General features: G+C 36.9%; 15 protein-coding genes and 1 other RNA gene. 8 read left to right on the plus strand and 8 right to left on the minus strand.

Features of this window, described 5'->3' with window-relative positions; genetic code table 11:
- Positions 1-236: 236 nt before the first annotated feature.
- From BWD121_RS04415 to BWD121_RS04445, 7 genes are all read right to left on the minus strand, one after another.
- A complete protein-coding gene (locus BWD121_RS04415; RefSeq protein ID WP_078663535.1) occupies positions 237-2,036 on the minus strand; it encodes an acetolactate synthase 3 large subunit in 1,800 nt (599 codons plus the stop codon).
- Positions 2,037-2,284: 248 nt separating this feature from the next.
- Entirely contained in the window at positions 2,285-3,160 is an 876-nt protein-coding gene (gene miaA / locus BWD121_RS04420; protein ID WP_078663536.1) for a tRNA (adenosine(37)-N6)-dimethylallyltransferase MiaA, read from the minus strand.
- A 456-nt stretch (positions 3,161-3,616) separates the two neighbouring features.
- Positions 3,617-5,101, minus strand: coding sequence for a Do family serine endopeptidase (locus tag BWD121_RS04425; RefSeq protein WP_078663537.1), 1,485 nt, complete (start codon positions 5,099-5,101; stop codon positions 3,617-3,619).
- Positions 5,102-5,298: 197 nt separating this feature from the next.
- Complete coding sequence (locus BWD121_RS04430; RefSeq protein ID WP_078663538.1) at positions 5,299-6,192, minus strand: protease modulator HflC; 894 nt, start codon at positions 6,190-6,192, stop codon at positions 5,299-5,301.
- Between the two features lie 2 nt (positions 6,193-6,194).
- Positions 6,195-7,337, minus strand: a complete 1,143-nt coding sequence (gene hflK, locus BWD121_RS04435; protein WP_078663539.1) for an FtsH protease activity modulator HflK — start codon at positions 7,335-7,337, stop codon at positions 6,195-6,197.
- 120 nt (positions 7,338-7,457) lie between these two features.
- Positions 7,458-7,967, minus strand: coding sequence for a dihydrofolate reductase (locus BWD121_RS04440; RefSeq protein WP_078663540.1), 510 nt, complete (start codon positions 7,965-7,967; stop codon positions 7,458-7,460).
- Positions 7,964-8,758 (minus strand): thymidylate synthase, encoded by a 795-nt coding sequence (locus BWD121_RS04445; RefSeq protein WP_078663541.1) that lies wholly within the window; start codon positions 8,756-8,758, stop codon positions 7,964-7,966. The genes BWD121_RS04440 and BWD121_RS04445 overlap by 4 nt, the downstream gene beginning before the upstream one ends.
- 186 nt (positions 8,759-8,944) lie before the next feature.
- On the opposite strand from BWD121_RS04445, the gene BWD121_RS04450 reads away from it, so the two are divergent.
- From BWD121_RS04450 to BWD121_RS04485, 8 genes are all read left to right on the plus strand, one after another.
- Positions 8,945-10,243 carry an MFS family transporter gene (locus tag BWD121_RS04450; protein ID WP_078663542.1) on the plus strand — a complete coding sequence of 433 codons (1,299 nt, stop codon included), beginning with the start codon at positions 8,945-8,947 and terminating at the stop codon, positions 10,241-10,243.
- Positions 10,244-10,711: 468 nt separating this feature from the next.
- Positions 10,712-11,068, plus strand: a transfer-messenger RNA (tmRNA) gene (gene ssrA, locus BWD121_RS04455).
- 145 nt (positions 11,069-11,213) lie between these two features.
- Positions 11,214-11,762 (plus strand): ClpXP protease specificity-enhancing factor SspB, encoded by a 549-nt coding sequence (locus tag BWD121_RS04460; protein WP_078663543.1) that lies wholly within the window; start codon positions 11,214-11,216, stop codon positions 11,760-11,762.
- An 8-nt stretch (positions 11,763-11,770) separates the two neighbouring features.
- Positions 11,771-11,953 (plus strand): DUF4169 family protein, encoded by a 183-nt coding sequence (locus BWD121_RS04465; RefSeq protein WP_078663544.1) that lies wholly within the window; start codon positions 11,771-11,773, stop codon positions 11,951-11,953.
- A 346-nt stretch (positions 11,954-12,299) separates the two neighbouring features.
- Positions 12,300-14,717, plus strand: a complete 2,418-nt coding sequence (locus tag BWD121_RS04470; protein ID WP_078663545.1) for a UvrD-helicase domain-containing protein — start codon at positions 12,300-12,302, stop codon at positions 14,715-14,717.
- 387 nt (positions 14,718-15,104) lie between these two features.
- Complete coding sequence (locus BWD121_RS04475; RefSeq protein WP_078663546.1) at positions 15,105-15,686, plus strand: SCO family protein; 582 nt, start codon at positions 15,105-15,107, stop codon at positions 15,684-15,686.
- Between the two features lie 26 nt (positions 15,687-15,712).
- Entirely contained in the window at positions 15,713-16,582 is an 870-nt protein-coding gene (locus tag BWD121_RS04480; protein ID WP_078663547.1) for a 50S ribosomal protein L11 methyltransferase, read from the plus strand.
- A gap of 13 nt (positions 16,583-16,595) precedes the next feature.
- The gene (locus tag BWD121_RS04485; protein WP_078663548.1) at positions 16,596-18,422 is read left to right on the plus strand and encodes an aminopeptidase P family protein; all 1,827 of its coding nucleotides are present in this window, start codon (positions 16,596-16,598) and stop codon (positions 18,420-18,422) included.
- Between the two features lie 152 nt (positions 18,423-18,574).
- On the opposite strand, the gene ligA is transcribed toward BWD121_RS04485, so the two are convergent.
- On the minus strand, positions 18,575-20,731 hold the full coding sequence (gene ligA / locus BWD121_RS04490; protein WP_078663549.1) for an NAD-dependent DNA ligase LigA: 2,157 nt from the start codon (positions 20,729-20,731) through the stop codon (positions 18,575-18,577).
- Positions 20,732-20,752: the final 21 nt, after the last annotated feature.

A 20,752-nucleotide genomic window follows, 5' to 3' on the forward strand; every position in this document is an offset into this window, starting at 1 on the left:
AATTAAACCTACTCTTGTTGAAGAAAAATTCCGATTGACTGATAAACAGTCAAATCAACACATATAATAAATGGTAACAATTTCCATATTTTAAAAATAAATCAATGATATATGCTTAAATATTCGGTTCATTATCAATTTAAGACCGACATACCAATTTCTATTAAATCATGATCACGAATAGTAAAATAAGCTGAAATAAAATTCTTAATTGAATATAATAGATTTCAAACTTCCTATACGAATAATTGTCCTGTAACAGGAACAGCATTAGCAACTACTTCATCATTGGCCTCATCAGGCAAAAGCATATCATTATGTGCATATCCAGACGGGATCATAGGAAGACAATTTTCTAAATTATCAACGCGGCAATCAAATAAAACCGGTTTATCGCAATCAATCATTTGTTGAATTTTATCATCAAGCTCATCTGGTTTTGAACAACAAATACCAACTGCTCCATAAGCCTGTGCCAATTTAACAAAATCAGGCATCGATTCTACATAAGAATTAGAAAGACGATTGCCGTGTAATAATTGCTGCCATTGGCGGACCATACCCATATACTGATTATTCAAAATAAAAACCTTCACAGGTGTATTATACTGAACTGCTGTTGCAAGTTCTTGAATATTCATCTGAATTGAAGCATCACCAGAAACACATATAACAAGCGCGTCAGGATGTGCAATCTGAACACCAATAGCAGAAGGAAAACCATACCCCATTGTTCCAAGACCACCAGAAGTCATCCAACGGTTTGGTTCCTCAAAACGACAATATTGTGCAGCCCACATCTGATGTTGCCCAACATCAGTTGTAATATAAGTATTGGCATCTTTGGTAAGAGCGTGAAGCCGTTCAAGGGCATATTGTGGCATGATAACATTTTTTTTCTCGACGTATACTAATGAATTACGAGCACGCCATTGATTAATTTGCGTCCACCATTTATCTCGACTTTTCTTATTCAATACAGGCTGTAGCGCACGCAAACATTGTATTATATCTTTTAAAATATAAGCGACATCCCCAATAATAGGAACGTCTACTTTAACTATTTTATTGATAGAAGAAGGATCAACATCAACGTGTATAATGCGCGCATGAGGCGCAAATGCATCAAGCCGCCCAGTAACACGATCATCAAACCGTGCACCAAGAGCTAACATGACATCACAATGATGCATGGCCATATTAGCTTCATAAGTTCCATGCATTCCAAGCATTCCAAGCCAATTTTTGCCAGAAGCAGGGTAAGCACCAAGCCCCATTAATGTTGAAGTGATCGGCAAATCTCCCAATTGAACTAAATCACGTAAGAGTCGTACAGCTTCAAGTCCTGATGAAATAACACCACCACCAGAATAAATAACAGGCTGTTTAGCTTCTGCTAAAAGAGAAGCAGCATGTTCAATAGCTTTTGAATTGTCTTTTGGTTGGGCATGATAATGTATAGATGTCATAGCTTCAGGTGCCCTATAAACACCTGAAGCACATTGAATATCTTTAGGAATATCAATTAAAACTGGCCCTGGACGCCCCGATCGAGCAGTATGAAATGCTTCATGAATAATTTGTGCAAGGTTATTCACATCTTTAACAAGCCAATTATGTTTAGTACAAGACCGCGTAATATTAACTGTATCTGCTTCTTGAAAACCATTTGTTCCAATCAAAGTTGTAGGTACCTGACCAGAAAAACAAACAATAGGAATAGAATCCATCAATGCGTCTTGCAAAGGAGTCACAGCATTAGTTGCTCCCGGACCAGAAGTTACAAGCATAACGCCAACTTTTCCGGTACTGCGTGCATAGCCTTCTGCCGCATGACCTGCTGCTTGTTCATGACGCACCAAAATATGTTGAAATGAATCTTGTTTATAAATCGCATCAAAAATAGGAAGAACAGCTCCACCAGGATAACCAAAAATATATTCAACCCCCTGATCAATAAGAGCCTGAATTACCATTTCAGCCCCCGACATTATCTTCCCATCTGCTCTTTCTTTTGTTCTTGGATGATCTGTCATTTTTTCTACTCGCCTATTCTACAGCATAACAAAAAAAGGCTCCAAAGGAGCCTATAGCATATAAGGAGAAAATATCATAAATCGAACTTCTTATCTTTTACGCAACTACAATAAGAGTACTTTCTATAGATAAAGATTTTAATTTCATTAATGGTATCCGTCAATTGAAAATTGCTTTTTGAAAAATTTTTCATTCAAAATATTCTCTTTTCCTTAGACAATTATGATATTTTTCCCCACTTTTTGTTTTATGAATAAATGAGATTCCATTTGTCATCAAATTGGTTATTAAACCACGTCATTTGCCTTTTTGCATATCTCCTAGTTTGCATTTTTGCTTCTTCAATAGCATCTTCAAAACTTTTATATCCATCTAAATAAGCCATAAGTTCACGTACCCCTATAGCTTTCATCGCTGGTAGTAAAGGAGAAAGCGTGAGCTTCTTCATAGCAATTACTTCTTCCAACACTCCTCTTTCAACCATATGGTTAAACCGCTCATTAATGCGTTCATAAAGTAATTGACGTGGGGGAATAAGAAGAACTTTCTCTGAACAATCTTGCGCAATTAAGGATTTCGTTTTTTTCTTTTGCCACCAACTTAATCTCTTACCTGTCGATTCATAAACTTCCAAAGCACGAACAATTCGTTGTCCATCTTGTGGAGCAATTTTTTCACAAAGAGCAGCATCAACCTGCAATAACTCACGATAAAGACTTTCAGCTCCTTCCTTATAAAGTCGAATTCGCCATTTTTCTCGTATAGCATCTGGAATAGAAGGGATTTGTGAAATCCCCTCTAAAAGCGCACGAAAATAAAGCCCTGTTCCACCAACAAAAATAAGTGGTTTTAACGGAAATGAGCTTAAAAGCTTTTCAACATCGTTCAACCATTGCCCTACCGAATAGTTAAAAGCGGGACTTACATAACCATAAAGATAGTGTGGAATAATCAAAGTATCAGCTTTTGTCGGCCTTGCTGTTAAAATATTCAAAACATTATAAATCTGCATAGAATCAGTGTTAATGATAATAGCATTTTTTTCTTGAGCTATTTTTAATGCAAGTTTTGACTTTCCGCTTGCCGTTGGGCCAGCTATCAATGTAACCATTCTCTGTGTCATGAATGGAAGCCTTTTATATCCATTAATTAATCACTTAATTGCAAATGCTTATCATTAATATTGAATTCAGTATTTACCTATGACGTTGTAAATAGAATTCCTTCAAATGTGAACACAAGAAGCATTGATACAATTAAATAAAGAGAAAAAGCTAACGGTATTTTTATTCTTTAAAGAGGTAAAACAAATAATACGATAACTCTAAAATAAGATCAAAGCATTACGATTAATAGATAAATTAAAATACTCTCTATAAAAACTTTTCTTGTACGTATGAATTTCAATTACAATAAAATATATTCTAAATGAGCTAAAAAATTAGAATTTGCATACAGATACTGTTAATATCACTGTATTATCTATAAACGATAACAGCTCTTTTTATCAGCATTACGCATAAAAGCGCTGTCTTATAAAAATTATTTCTTATAACGAAAATAAAGGTATTGCAAAATATCAATCCATTCGGATTGTTACAAATCGCAATTCTCCATCAGGACGAGCAACAATAAATAAAGCGTTTTTGCGTCCTGCTTCACGTAATTTATGAAAACGTTTTTTAGCATCATCAACTGTTGTGACCGCACTTTGATTGATATCAACTATTATTTCACCAACACGAATACGTTTTTTATCAGCTGCACTATCTCGTGCTACAGATGTCACAACTAATCCATTAAGCTTATCAGCAATTGAGTAGCGTTGGCGTAAATCAGAGTTAAGTGCTGACAATGTCATGCCCATAAGCTGCATTGTAGTAGGATTTGCGCTACTTTTTTTCTTATCAGATTTTTCTGCTTTATTTTCATCTGAATCAGCTTCAACTAAACGACCAAGTTTAACTTTTACTGTTTTTTCTTGTCCATCACGTAAAACTGTAATATTTACCACTTTCCCTACAGGACTTTCTGCTGCTAAACGTGGTAAATCACGTGCATTCTTTATTTTGGTATTCTCAAAATAAAGAATAACATCACCAATATGTAATTGACTATTATCTACCTTTGCATGTTCAATTTTACCCGCAACTAACGCCCCAACAGCCTGGCCTAATTTCAAACTTTCTGCAATATCATCTGTCACAGGTTGAATACGAATAGCCAACCAACCGCGTCTTACTTCCCCAAAATCACGCAATTGATTGATAATAGAAATGGCCATATCAGATGGTATAGCAAAACCAATCCCAATTGATCCACCAGAAGGCGAAACAATTGCTGTATTAATGCCAATCACTTCACCATTTCTATCAAATAACGGACCTCCAGAATTTCCTCGGTTAATTGCTGCATCTGTTTGAATAAAATTATCATAAGGACCAGCATTAAGATCACGATTACGTGCAGAAATAATTCCAACCGTTACACTACCACCAAAACCAAAAGGGTTACCGATAGCCATAACCCAATCACCAATACGTACTTTTTCTGAATTACCAAAACGTACAGCTGTTAATTTTCTGTTTCCTGGTGTTACTTGAAGTAAAGCTAAATCCGTCTTACTGTCTTTTCCAAGTAATTTCGCTTTTAGCTTTGTGCCATCAGTAAAATTAACCTCAATATCATCAGCATCTACAATAACGTGGTAATTTGTAACAATAAGCCCCTTTTGAGCATCAATTACAAAACCTGATCCCAGAGAGCGTACTTTTTGAAACTGACTACCCTCCTGACCATCTTTTGGCGTAAAAAAATCATCAAAATACTCCTGTAATAATGAATCTTTCGAAATAACAGGAGCAGGAGTATGTTCATCTTGCTCAGTCCCATCAACTATTTGCGTTGTAGAAATATTTACGACTGTATCTAAAAGGGTAGCAGCTAAATCAGGAACTGATAGTGATATATCTTTCTGTAAGATAACATTAGACCAACTTACTGATCTTAATAAAGACAAAACCATACAGATAATGATTACCGTGACAAAGCGTTTCAGTAACATATTTCTACCTATAACATGCGTTTGCTCAATGCTGAAAAAGCATTATCAAATTCATTTCTGCAAAACCAACATGTCCGTTACAATACCATAAAACTCCATCATAAAAGAAAGTGGCCACACATTAAGCTCTTAATGAAAAAGCACAGTCTACAGCCGTGATTATTCCTTCATTTTAATATCAATTTTATTATCCCACATCAACCATTAGTGTTAACATTCGATTTTGTCTGCGGTAAATTGCGGAAATAGAAAAAGAAATCCTCTTTTGGTGAAATCACCATCGAAGTTTGCTCCAAATTCTTATACTGCTCCATCGCCAACCAAAAATCGTAAAACGATGGATTGGTTTTTCTAGCATTTAATAAAAGACGAATACTTTCAGCCTGCCCCTCACCACGTGTAATTTCAGCATCACGTTTTGCTGCTGCTACAATTTCTTCATATTCACGGTTAGCTTCTGCCACAATACGATCTCTTTCTTGTTGACCACGAGCACGAATATTTTCTGCAGCTGCCTCACGTTCAGCAGCCATTTGCCGATATACATCTTCAGAAACAGCATCAGTTAAATCGGTTTTACGAATACGCACATCAACAATGGTAATACCCAACGAACCTGCATCTACAGAAAATTGTCGTTGTACCTCAGCCATCATTGCTCCACGTTCGTCCGATAAAGCAGCTTTGAATTCTCGTTTACCGTAAACAGCGCGCAAAGCATCAATAAAACGTGGTGCAAGATTTTCACGCGCAGCAATGTGTGGCCGACCCGATGCAATGCGTTGCAAGAACAATTTAGGGTCCGTAATGCAATAAATAAAGAATGCATCCACTTCATAATAGGCACCACCACGCACTTGCACAGATTGTGTAGGCAAATCATAACGCAATAGTCGGTTATCAATAATAACTGTCTGATCCAAAAAAGGGACCTTAAAATAAATACCAGGATCAGATTCTACTTTTACGATCTGTCCAAAACGCTTAATCGCCATCTGCTGACGAGGATAAACAATAAAAATAGATGCCCATAAAGTAACAAGAGCAAATACTATAACACCCAAAATAAAAAAGAAACGAGATTGCTGCATAATTAACGCCCTCCAGAAACACTAGGCCCCAATAATAATGAGGAATGTGTTGATGTTGTTGCTGTTTTTTCTGATGAATTACGCAACAATTCATTCAGTGGTAAATAAGGTATTGCTGAAGAATCTGTTTGATTCAAAACTAATTTATTAGGTGAAGAAAGAATACGCCCCATTGTTTCCATATAAAAACGGTAGCGAACAGCCTCAGGCGCAATTGCAGCCTCACGAGCTATAGCCTGAAAATGTTGAGCACGCCCCGTTGCTTCTTCAATCATCCGTGCTTTTTCACCTTTTGCAATTTCTCGTGTGCGTGAAGCTTCACCATTAGCTAAACCAATCTTAGTAAAACGCACACGATTACCCTCCTCAATCATCCGCCCACGTTCCTGCTCTGCTTGTTGAACAGAGTTAAACGCAGCAGCAACTTTAGTAGGAGGAGCAGCCTCACTAATTGATACACGATTTATTTCAACACCAAGTTGATATTTATTTGCAGTCAATTGAATAATCTTTTTGACATCATCAGCCACTTCTTCTTTCTTATTGCGTAAAACATCATCAACAGGTCGTGAACCAATCACTTCGCGCATTGCACTCTCAGCAACCTGACGTACTGTTCCTTCTTGATCACTCACATTAAATAAAAATTGGCTAGGATTTGAAATCCGGTAATATACAGAAAAATTTACATTAACAATATTCTGATCGCTTGAAAGCATCAAACCTTCGCTTTGTTGTGCCTGATTAGATTGACTACCAATTGCGATTGTTTTTTCCGTTAGAGGCACTTTCATATAGGTTTCAATTGGCCAAAAATGAAAATGCAAACCATCACCAACAATACCTGCTTTAGGAACACCAAAGCGCAACTCTACTGCTTGTTCATTTTGCTGCACAATATAAACAGACTGGAATAGCCAAAAAAGAACAGCAAGCAAAAATAATACAATAAAAATACCACTCTCACCAAACTGCTTAAGCTGATGCTGCCCTTTACGCAGAATATCATCAAGATTAGAGCTATTACCACCGCCGTTATTGCCACCAGAACCAAAAGGATTCTTAGGCGGTAATTTTTTATCACCACCAAGTTTATTTCTATCGCCGCTCCATGGGCCACTGCCATTTTGATTTGTCCAGGGCATCATTACCTCTTTAATTAGTGTTATGAATCACAACCAACCATTTTCAAAACTTAACCATTGACCTTATAGAAGGTCTCTAACCTGTTTACAATCAATCGATAAATTCTTTCATTTAAATGGCTACTGCCGTTCATAAATTACAAAACGCGTCGGATAATTGTCTTTATCTCCTTGTGGAATATATTGTGTTTCAATAATAGTCCACTTTTCTTTATCAAAAATGGGAAAAAAACTATCACCTTCAATAGATGCAAAAATTTCTGTTAAGAATATTTTATGAGCAATCATTAATCCTTGTTGAAAAATTTCACCACCCCCAATAATAAAAACTGCATCTGCACCATTTTGAATGGCCACTTCTTGTGCCATATCACAAGCTTGAGACAAAGAATGAGCGATAACAGCACCTTCAGCTGTAAAAGTACGATTGCGCGTAATTACAATATTTGTGCGTCCTGGTAAGGGGCGTCCAAGAGAATCCCAAGTTTTGCGCCCCATAATAATGGGCTTACCTAAAGTTAAAGCCTTAAAACGCTGCAAATCTGTTGATAAACGCCAAGGCATTGTGCCTTCACAACCGATAACACCATTTTGAGCAACAGCCGCAATTAAATAAATTGGAATCTTCATACTGCCACCGGCGCCTTGATGTGAGGCTGAGCTTCATAATTAAGCAAGTTAAAATCCTCAAATTTAAAAGAAAAAAGATCTGTTACTTCTGGATTTATACACATCACAGGTAAAGCACCTGGTATACGAGATAATTGTTGTTTTGCCTGTTCAAAATGGTTAGCATAAAGGTGAGCATCACCAAGAGTGTGAATAAAATCCCCAACTTTCAAACCCGTAACTTGAGCAATCATCATCGTTAATAACGCATAAGAAGCAATGTTGAATGGGACTCCCAAAAAAATATCTGCCGAACGCTGATAAAGTTGACATGACAATTTGCCATCAGAAACATAAAATTGGAATAAACAATGGCAAGGTGGTAAAGCCATTTCCTCTATCAATGCGGGATTCCACGCTGATACAATCAAACGGCGCGAATCAGGATTTGTGTTAATCATATCTAAAAGATTGCTTATTTGATCAATATAACGTCCATCAGGTGCAGGCCAAGAGCGCCATTGAAAACCATAAACAGGACCAAGATTTCCATCTTTATCAGCCCACTCATCCCAAATAGATACGCCATGTTCCTTTAGCCACGCAATATTTGTGTCGCCTTTAAGAAACCACAAAAGTTCATAAATAATTGAACGTAAATGTAACTTCTTTGTTGTTAAAAGTGGAAATCCTGCTTGCAAATTAAATCGCATCTGATATCCAAAAATTGATCGCGTTCCCACACCTGTCCTATCTGAACGATCAACACCGTTACTTAAAACATGGTATAAAAGATCAAGGTAAACTTTCATAAAGGTATTATGGCTGATTCTACTTATTACAGGAAATTGAAATTTCAAAATTCATAAAAACACAATTCAAATAAACCAAAAAGCACCTTTCACAAAAAATTATTATTATGCGATTTAAATTTTGATGACGCAAAAGGTAAAATACTGTAGAAGGAAACAAGCCAATATGAACTCAAGAGGGATAATATGGAAAATAATGTAACTTTAGCAGCACATGATACAAAAAAGCGTATCATGTCTATTGTATCTAGTGCATCAGGTAATCTAGTAGAATGGTATGATTTTTATGTTTACTCCTTTGCTTCTATTTATTTTGCGTCGCAATTCTTTCCCTCAGATGGTGATGTTGTTGCCCAACTCTTAAAAGCTGCCGCGGTCTTTTTCATTGGTTTTCTTATGCGTCCAATCGGTGGATGGCTTTTTGGTTATATCGCTGACCGTTATGGCCGCAAACGTTCAATGCTTATTTCTGTTTTTATGATGTGCGGAGGTTCATTTTTAATTGCCATACTTCCCACCTACGAAACCATCGGAGTAACAGCAGCAGTTCTTCTTCTCTTACTTCGTATGCTTCAAGGACTCTCTGTTGGCGGTGAATACGGTACGACAGCAACTTATATGAGTGAAGTTGCTCTTAAAAATCACCGGGGATTCTTTAGTTCTTTTCAATATACTACACTGATTGGTGGTCAGCTTTTAGCAAGCCTTGTTATATTTATTCTAGCATTTTATCTTACAGAAGATCAGTTAAAAGCGTGGGGTTGGCGTATTCCATTCGCCATTGGTGGACTAGCAGCGATTGTTGCGATTTTTTTACGTCGTACTCTCCACGAGACAACCACTGAAGAAAGTCGTTCTAAAAAACAAGCAGGTAGCCTTATGGAACTTCTGCGCAACCATCGAAAAGCTTTCTTGTTGGTTATTGGTTTTACAGCTGGAGGATCGCTCACATTTTATACCTATACAACGTATATGCAAAAGTATTTGATCACTACTAGCGGGTTTGACAAACACACAGCTACAACTATAATGACGATAGCTCTTTTCGTTTTTATGTTATTCCAGCCAGCATTTGGTGCTTTAGCTGACAAAATTGGGACAAAAGCTTCACTCCTTATGTGGAGTCTTTTATCTGTCATCTTCACCATTCCCGGACTTAAAATAATTGGTAATACCAACAATATGTGGATTGCCTTATCAATTATTATTGGAATGCTATGCATTCTAAGCTTCTACACATCCATTTCTGGTATTATAAAGGCAGACATGTTCCCCTCTTCTGTTCGTGCAATAGGGGTCGGTTTATCTTACGCCATTGCTAACGCGCTATTTGGTGGTTCTGCTGAATCTGTAGCACTTGGATTAAAAGATATTGGATATGGATCTGTCTTCTATTTTTATATAACCGGTATGATGATAATTGCATTCATCGCAATTGTTTTGATGCCAGATCCTCGAAAAAATGGATATCTTCAAAAAGACTAAATCCATTAAGCTTTTCATTTTTTAGAAAGATCGATTTAAAAAGCCCGGTTTTTTCGGGCTTTTTTGATTGTATAAAATAGTTTATAGTTTGACGCTAAAATCTCAAATTTTATCAAATGCATTTGCTTTTCTAGTAACTACAATAAAAAGCTGTATAATTTTTCACAATTTCCCAATATCATACCACCACCTTTGGAATAGCCGTTTCAGTGCTTTGTTTTTACCATCTAATAAGTTTTAAATTCACTTCATACTTTTTTTGATCCAGCAAAAACGGCTGAATTTAATTCCTATAGGCAAAGCTAAGCGATATCTAAGCCATTTTTTAGCTTACCTTATCAAAATCGTTTTATATAAATTACCCTACTAAATTATGTGTCATTTCATACATAAAACTAAGAATGAACAATCACATTATAAAATCTTGAAACCTATCAATAATGAAAAGATTTAAAATATTAACAATTCCCCCTTTCCCAAAGACTGTTCTTCATCTATATTTAAAGTGCTGGTTTTCCAGCTATGGTAATAAATGGACAATGAAATAAACTCATTGGACCCGGGGGCGGTACCCGGCGCCTCCACCAAAATATAATCAACAAAGCTTATACTTTGGTGGGGGCGAAATAGGATCGACAAGGGTGTAAAGATTGCTCTTTTACTCGGCATTGTACCACCGTCATCGGACTAAATTAGTAGTTGCAAACGACAACTATGCGGAAGCACGTCTCGCTGCTTAAAGCAGTGCGAAGGCTTCAAATTAAGCCTTAAACCGTCGCAGGTTTAAGCGGGGTTCGGAGGCACCTGGCAACAGAAGCCTTCACTTTTATAAGTATTTATTTTGACCAACAAGATATACGAATTGTTATGAAATATGTGGTAGAAAAATATTACCAGCTTTAAAAAACGTTTCATTGCACTATGTTATTTGCACTTCAATAACTGCATAAATTAAAAGGAATAAACTTCAATGGTTCAAGATCAAATCCGTTACGATATTCTCGTTCAGGATGCGCTCCGTGGAGTTATCCGCAAAGTTTTGCTCGAAGTCGCTAAAGCAGGTCTTCCAGGTAATCATCACTTTTTTATTACCTTTTCAACAAAGGCACCAGCAGTAAAAATCTCTTCTCGGCTCAAAAGTCGTTATCCTGATCAAATGACAATCGTATTACAACATCAATTTAGAGATTTGAACGTATCAGAAACTGCTTTTGAAGTCACTTTATCCTTTGGAGCAATTACTGAAAAATTAATTATTCCTTTTGCCTCCATTCAAGTTTTTTATGACCCTATAGCAGCATTTGAAGCGGCTTTTGATTTGCCCACTAATTCCACCTCTGAAGAAAACGAAAATCTAGAAAATACTCCACATACACCCGATATTTCTTTAAACAAACAAAAAACAGACAATGAGCTCATAAAAACACAGAATCTCAAAATGGATAAAGAACCTTCAAACAATGATACCAAACAAAGTGCTGATGTTGTTTCTTTAGACTCCTTTCGAAAAAATAAATGAGCCTGTCCATGACTAAAGTGATTAACCTTCGCCAATTTCGAAAACAGCAGAAACGTATTGAGCAAACTACTCATGCAGAGGAAAATCGTTATCGTTTTGGGCGAACAAAACTTGAGAAACTTTTTGATAAAAAAGAACTTTTAAAAGCTCAAAAATTTCTTGATCCAAATCGTCTATCTAACAATGAATAAGAAAAAATGAAAATAAATGTTTGATCAAAACTATTCGCTTATATTGATAAGCCTTTTACAAGTAGATTTTTAGAATAACCATTTTGGAGATAACAAACAGTTCGAAAAAAATAATTTTTATATTTAATGACTTTTGATATTGAAAATAAAAGACTGAAAAAAATTAATATTTCAGTTTTTTATGTGTTTACAATACTTTATAATCTCTCACCTAATAGTTTTAATACTGCTTTTGTTGCTTTTCTGTTATTTTTATAAACTCATTCACCTGAAAATGTTGAGATTTTCCCCGAGAAGAATTTTAAAACTAGCGTTTCAATCAAAAAAATAATACATAAAAAATATAATGAATGACTTTCCTAATCACGTACCATTTTTTGAAGATGAAGAGCTCCCCCATAAGCTTGAAAATAATTCTGAATTAACTCCCGACGTTATAGTAGCAAAAGAAAAAGCACAATACGAGCCCGAATATTTGGAAAAACTTAACCCAGAGCAACGAGAAGCTGTTATAAACACAGAAGGGCCTCTGTTAGTTCTTGCCGGGGCTGGTACAGGAAAAACACGTGTTCTTACTACACGCATTTTTCATATTTTGCACCTTGGTCTTGCCCACCCTAAGCAAATATTAGCAATTACTTTTACAAATAAAGCAGCGCGTGAAATGAAAATCCGTATTGCTGAACTTGTTGGTGAAACTATTGAAGGTATGCCGTGGCTTGGAACATTTCATTCCATTGGTGCAAAAATTTTACGCCGCCATGCAGAGCTTATCGACTTAAAAAGCAATTTCACCATTCTTGACACTGATGACGTTGTTCGTCTTTTAAAACAGCTCATTCAAGCTGCAGGTTTAGACGACAAGCGTTGGTCGGCACGTAGTCTGACAACAATGATAGATGCTTGGAAAAACCAGGGGCTTTCACCAGATCATATTCCAGAAAGTGATTCCTACTCTTTTGCTAAAGGTATGGGGCGTGAACTCTATCACAGTTATCAGGATCGGCTAAAAAGCCTCAATGCTTGTGACTTTGGTGACCTCTTACTCCATTCTATTAACATCTTCCAACATAACCCAGATATTCTTCATGAATATCATGCTAAATTTCGTTATATTCTTGTAGATGAATATCAAGACACAAATACAGCGCAATATCTTTGGCTTCGTCTTTTGGCGCAACAATCTACAAGACAGCAGGTCAATCTTTGCTGTGTTGGTGACGATGATCAATCTATTTACGGATGGCGTGGTGCTAAAGTTGATAATATACTGCGCTTTGAAAAAGACTTTCCTCCTGCAAAAATCATCCGTTTAGAACGCAACTATCGTTCTACATCGCATATTCTTAAAACAGCCTCTCATTTTATTTCTCACAATCAGGGAAGACTTGGAAAAACGCTTTTCTCAGATAAAATAAATAACGAAGAAAAAAAAGTAAAAATCCATGCTGCATGGGATTCAGAAGAAGAAGCACGTGCCATCGCGAAAGAAATTGAACAAGCACAACAATCTGGGCATTTTTTAAATGACATGGCTATATTAGTGCGAGCATCATTTCAAATGCGCGCATTTGAAGAACGTTTTATAACACTTGGTCTTAACTATCGTGTCGTTGGTGGTCCGCGTTTTTATGAACGAATGGAAATACGTGATGCTTTGGCTTACTTGCGTGTTGTTGCTCAACCTTCTGATGATTTAGCCTTTGAACGTATTATCAATACACCCAAACGTGGCTTAGGAGAGACAACACTACGCCACCTTCATAATAATGCACGTGCACGCGCTATTCCTCTCTTTTCTGCTGCTATTGAAATAATCGAAACGGATGAACTAAAACCTAAAGCACGAAATGCTTTACGCAACATTATTGAAGACTTTCATCGCTGGCAAAACCTATCACCTCGCACACCACTTACAGAGCTTACTGAAATGATCCTTAATGATTCAGGTTACATGGAAATGTGGCAAGAAGATCGTTCGCCAGAAGCACCAACACGCTTAGAAAACCTTAAAGAAATGATTCGTTCTATGGAACAATTTGAAAATCTTCACAGTTTTTTAGAACATGTTTCATTAGTTATGGATGTTGAGCATAACGAAAATATGGATGCAGTTAATATTATGACCCTTCATTCAGCTAAGGGGCTTGAATTTAAAACAGTTTTCCTTCCTGGCTGGGAAGAAGGACTCTTTCCCAATCAACGCTCTCTAGATGAAGGTGGCCGTGCAGGACTAGAAGAAGAACGCAGGCTTGCTTATGTAGGTCTAACAAGAGCACAACAAAATCTGCATATATGGTTTGTCTCTAATCGACGAATTCATGGTCTTTGGCAATCTACCCTTCCCTCCCGTTTTCTAGATGAATTGCCAAGAGAACATATAGAAGTGCTAGAAAATGAAACATCTTATGGTGGTTACGGTCAGTACTCAAAACTAGGTTGGAAGAGTGCACACAAAAATCAAACAGAAGCAAGACATAATAATTGGAGCTCACAGTCGTCCGGTTATATTAAGAAAACTGGTTATGGAAATAGTGATTTAGATTTTAGTCCTATTCAATTTCATCAGAAAAAAAATATTGAAAAAAAAGTCACTCCTCAATCCGCGTCTGATACACCATCAGCTTTTTCAATTAATGATCGCGTTTTTCATATCAAATTTGGTTATGGTCATATTTCAGCAATAGGTGGTAATAAATTAACTATTTTGTTTGATAAAGCCGGTGAAAAACGTGTTCTCGATGACTTTGTAACTAAAGCTTAACACACAAAAACATTAGCACGCTTATTTCCAAATAACTGAACTTTACGCAATTTTATTACCGTTTAATATCAGAATGGTTTTTACAGCTTCTAAAAATTTTTTTAAAATTCATTCATCCTGTATCAGTTGTTTTGGCATTACAAAACAATAACACGGCATGCTGATTTCTAGATAGTAAAATTACCCCTCACATAGAAAATGCAACACTTCATTGTGCATTATTGCTCATTTGCGATATGATAATTTTGTGATCTATATTCTTTTATGAAACTTACAGCACAAATCACGCTTCGTAATGTTGAAACAAAGATTGCAAAACTAATCTGTCAGCATTATAGCATTTCTGATGCTTTAAAATTAAGCTATAAAATTCAAAGAGGTTAAGCTATGAAAAATGTAATATACATCTTTGGGTTAACAATCATATTTCTCGCTGGCGTTTTTACTTATGACGCGTGGAAAAATAAGCCATTAGGTGATGATTTTATACTTATCGATTCCAATGGCCAAACTGTTACTGAAGCTGATATTAGAAGTAAACCTTCAGCAATTTTTTTTGGTTTCACCATGTGCCCTGAAAGTTGCCCTACTACACTGACAGATCTTGATCGGTGGCTTACAGAAATTGGCCCTAACGCTGATAAATTAGGTATATGGTTTGTAACTGTTGATCCTGAACGTGATACACCAGAAGTACTACGTGATTATTTAAGCAATTTTACCAACAATATTATTGGTATAAGTGGAGATCCTGAAAAAGTCCATAAAATGGTATCCTCTTTCAACATTGTTGCAGAAAAAGTGCCTGGAACAAATGGTAACTATACTTACGATCATACAGCTGCAATTTTCTTACTTAAAAAAGGTGGAAAACTAGCTGGTATTATTCCTTACAACGTGGAAGAAAATGAAAATCAATTAAAAGATGATATTGCTATTAAACGGCTTAAAAAGCTCATCTCAAACTAAATTAAAAAACGTTTAATAAGAAAAATATGCTTCAACAAATTCGTCTATCCTGTACAGCCCTCAAAGACGAGGCAGAGCAGTTTTATACTCTTATGGAAGAAGCCTTTGAGGAAGAAGGATATCCTCTTGCTTTGGTAGAAATAGATGAAAAAAACGCTATTTATGAACTGTCACTTTATGTTGACAAAGAAAACCAAGACAGTGCGTATAAACGCTTTGCAGATATTCTTGCTCTAAACCCTAATAAAATTAATATAGAAATTTTACCTGATATTGACTGGGTCCAACAAAGTCTTAAAGGGCTAAAACCTGTATATGCAGGTCCTTTCTTTCTTTATGGAAGTCATGACCGAAAAAATATCCCACCTAATGTTTTGCCAATTGAAATTGAAGCCAATCAAGCTTTTGGTACAGGTCATCATGAAACAACATCTGGCTGTTTAGAAATGATCACCAAAATTATGCAAACTGAAAATCCGCAAAATGCTCTCGATCTTGGCACAGGGAGTGGCGTATTAGCTATTGGTATGGCAATGCTTAAACCCATTTCTATACTTGCATCTGATAGCGATCCAATTGCCGTTCAAATTGCACAACACAATATTAAACTCAATGGTGTTAAAAGATATATCACAACTATTACAGCAACGGGCTTTAATCACGATACAATTGCATCACATGCACCCTTTGACCTCATTGTTGCTAATATCCTCGCCGGTCCTCTTATTGAACTTGCACAAGAAATGGCCCAAGCTTTGCAAAAAAATGGATCTATCATATTATCAGGTATCCTTGAAGAACAGCACGACCATGTTCTAAAAGCTTATGTAAAACAAGGCTTACAACATATTGAAACATACCACCGCCAAGGATGGGTTACTTTACATCTCAAATAAAAAAGGACATCGCGTGTATCAATCTTTTGAGGTTATAACAAATCCAATCCATGCTGCAGAGCGTATTTTTGCCCTTCGTCAAGAACTCGAACGTATAGGGCTAGATGGTTTTCTTGTACCAAGAACAGATGAACATCAAGGAGAGTATATTCCACCGCATGCACAGCGCCTTAGCTGGCTAACTGGTTTTACTGGATCAGCTGGTATGGCATTAATTCTAAAAAATAAAGCTATTATATTCACAGACGGGCGTTATACACTCCAAGTCCGCCAACAAACTGATCCTCAGATTTTTGATTATGAAGACCTGATGACCTGCTCACCCTCACAATGGTTAGAAGAAAATGGGCATAAGCTCTCCATTGGCTTTGACCCATGGCTTCATACTATTGCTGCTACCGCCACATTGAGAAAAGCATTAGAATCTAAAGCAGGAGGAAAGCTTATAGCAACCAAAGCCAATCCTATTGATCTTATTTGGCAAGACCAACCACAATTACCGCAAGCTGCTTTATCGATTCATCCTCTTGAATATGCAGGATGTAAAACCGACGAAAAATTAGCATTAATTTATGAAAACATACAGCAAGCCGGAGCGAATGCTTTTATTCTCACAGATCCTGCTTCTATTGCATGGACATTCAATATACGGGGTAATGATGTCTCCAACACACCCTTTGCCCTTTGTTTTGCTCTCATTTCAACCAAAGAAACACCGTCCTTATTTATTGATAGCAAAAAACTCAGTTTAGAACAGAAAAATTATCTGAAACAATATGTAAAAATATATGAACCAGAAAAACTCACTCCAAAGATCAAAGATCATGTTCAAAAAGGAATGGTTTTTGCTTTAGATCCACTGCGAACATGCGAAAAATTGCGTACTATTATTGAAGATGAAAATAATTCTTTCATTACGCTTACTGACCCAGCTGCCTTGCCACGTGCTATTAAAAATAGCACAGAATTAGACGGTGCACGTAAAGCTCATTTGTGCGATGGTGTATCACTTACCCGCTTTTTTGCTTGGTTGGATAAACAAACACCAGGCACAATTAGTGAAATTTCTGCTGCTCAAAAATTAGAAGAATTTCGTATAATAACAGCACAAAAAATGGGAACAAAACTCGAAGACCTTTCTTTTGATACGATTTCAGCAGCAGGTGCAAATGGTGCAATTGTTCATTATCGTGTAACGACTGAAACAAACAAACCACTCAATGCCGGTGAGCTTTATCTTGTTGATTCAGGTGGACAATATCGCAACGGCACAACAGATGTCACGCGCACAATAGCAATCGGCCTTATTGGAGAAGAAGAAAAACGCTGTTTTACTCTTGTTCTTAAAGGTATGATTGCTCTTTCAACCGCACGATTTCCAAAAGGTACACGCGGGCAAGATATTGATGTTCTAGCACGTATCTCTTTATGGAAGGCCGGTTTTGATTATGCACATGGTACTGGCCATGGAGTTGGCTCTTATCTCTCTGTTCATGAAGGACCACAAAATCTTTCACGTTACGGAAGTCAAGAACTTATTCCCGGAATGATTATTTCTAATGAACCAGGATATTACCGTGAAGGAGCTTTTGGCATTCGTATTGAAAATTTGATGATCGTAAAACCCGCACAAAAAATTACTTCTGGCGATATAGACATGCTATCATTTGAAACACTCACAAATTGCCCTATTGATCGACGGCTAATCCTACCAGAGCTTTTGACAACTCAAGAGCGACAATGGCTTAATGACTATCATGCGCACGTTTATAAAGTGAATGCACCTTATCTTAGTACAGAAGAAAAAAAATGGGCAAAAGAAGCCACAATGCCTCTTTAATTAAATAAAAGTGCAGACTTATTCTCTTACCAAGGCATTCTCTTTGGTATTTTGGAAAAACAGTGCGTATTTCTCGTAAGCAGAGATAAATAAAACCCTAAAGCTCATAATTGTACAAAGGGTAACTAATTGGAATATATCATCAAAAAAACTTAAATATAATACTCTTTAATCAATTGGGACCAGCTATCTTCATCTATAACCTCAACACCTAACTCTTTTGCTTTGGTCAATTTTGATCCCGCTCCAAGCCCCGCAATGAGAAGATCAGTCTTTTTAGAAATAGAACCAGATGTTTTGGCACCTAACCGCTCTGCTAATGCTTTTGCTTCATCTCGCGACATAGACATTAAAGTTCCCGTAAAAACAATTATTTTTCCCGCTATTGGCGAATAATCTGTTGCAATAGCTTCCTCAGGGAGAGGTGTCACTTCTTGAAGCAAAGCTGATAACACATCACGGTTATGTGCTTCTTGATAAAAATCAATAATTGCCCTACCAACACGAACTCCAATCCCTTCAATACTGATCAGATCTCTCCACTCCTCATTACCTTCATCTGCCTTATCATGTGGCACAATAGCTGACATTACAGCAGCCTCAAAAGCAGTATAATTTCGATAAACACGTGCAAGACGTTGTGCATTAACTTCACCAACATAACGAATACCTAATGCAAACAAAAAACGACTTAAAGGAATTTCTCGACGTGCATTAATAGCGTCAAAAAGCTTGCGAACAGAAAGACTGCCAAAACCCTCTATATTTTCCAAACGTGTCAAAACTTTTTTTTGGCGCTTCTCTAAAGTGAAAATATCAACCGGTGAACGGATACAAAGCGTTTCATCTTGAATATTAAAGAAAAATTCCACCTGTTTTTTACCAAGCCCCTCAATATCAAAAGCATTACGTGAAACAAAATGACGAATACGCTCAATCGCTTGTGCTGAGCAGATAAGCCCACCTGTGCACCGATATACTGCCTCACCCACTTCACGAACAGCATGACTCCCACAAGCAGGACAATGATGAGGAAAAACGAAAGGAGTTGCATTTTTGGGACGCTTGCTAGAAATAATATCAACAATCTGAGGAATTACATCACCAGCACGCTGTACAATCACTGTATCACCTATACGGATATCACGCCCCTCACGGATTGGCTCACCTTTACGACCAACTCCTTTAATATAATCCTCGTTATGCAAAGTTGCGTTGGTAACCACAACCCCACCTACAGTGATAGGTGCAAGGCGTGCAACTGGCGTTAGTGCTCCAGTTCGACCTACTTGAATATCAATATCTTCTAAAAGTGCTGTAGCTTTTTCTGCTGGAAATTTATGTGCAATTGCCCAACGTGGTGAACGAGATACAAACCCCAAACGCATTTGCAGCCCTAAATCATTAACCTTATAAACAACCCCATCAATATCATAGCTTAAAGATTGCCGCTGTTCTTCAATAAAATGATAATATGAGATAAGATCTTCTACTTTTTCGAAAACTTTTGTAAATGGATTAACAATAAAACCATATTCTTTTAGCTTATTCACCATCTCCATTTGGCTTTTAGCTGGCATTTCACTTACCTCGCCCCAAGCATAAGCAAAAAACTTAAGCTTTCTGCTAGCAGTTATCCGTGAATCAAGCTGGCGTAGAGAGCCAGCCGCTGCATTTCTAGGATTTGCAAAAGCTATTTTTCCTTCTTCTTGCTGGTTAATATTGAGTACTCGAAAATCTTCTTGCCTTATATAAACTTCACCACGAACTTCGATAATATCAGGAAATTCACCCTGTAAAACCTTTGGAATATCAGAAATTGTTCGTGCATTTGCAGTTACATTTTCACCTGTATACCCATCACCACGCGTTGCAGCACGCACAAATTTCCCTTGCTCATAACGCAAAGATAAAGATAAACCATCAATCTTTGGTTCAGCCGTCATTTCTAATGTCTGTGTTGATGGAAGTCTTAAAAAACGTCGAACACGCTCAACAAATTCACTGACATCTTCAGCACTAAACGCATTATCAAGAGAAAGCATCGCCTGTGCATGAACAGATTTTTCAAATTTTTCTGAAACTGGTGCACCAATTTTATACGAAGGTGAATCTGCACGAATTAATTCAGGAAATAGAGCTTCAATTTCCGTATTGCGACGACGAAGAGCATCATATTGTGCATCAGAAATCTCAGGTTGATCATTATTATTATAAAGAACATCATGACGTGCGATCTCTTTTGCTAGCCACTCTAGCTCACTTGCCGCTTCAAGAGCAGTAAGATTTTTAACCGCATTTTTGTCCATATACTTTATTCCAAGTCGTGC

It is taken from the genome of Bartonella sp. WD12.1 (assembly GCF_002022415.1).
Lineage (GTDB): Bacteria > Pseudomonadota > Alphaproteobacteria > Rhizobiales > Rhizobiaceae > Bartonella.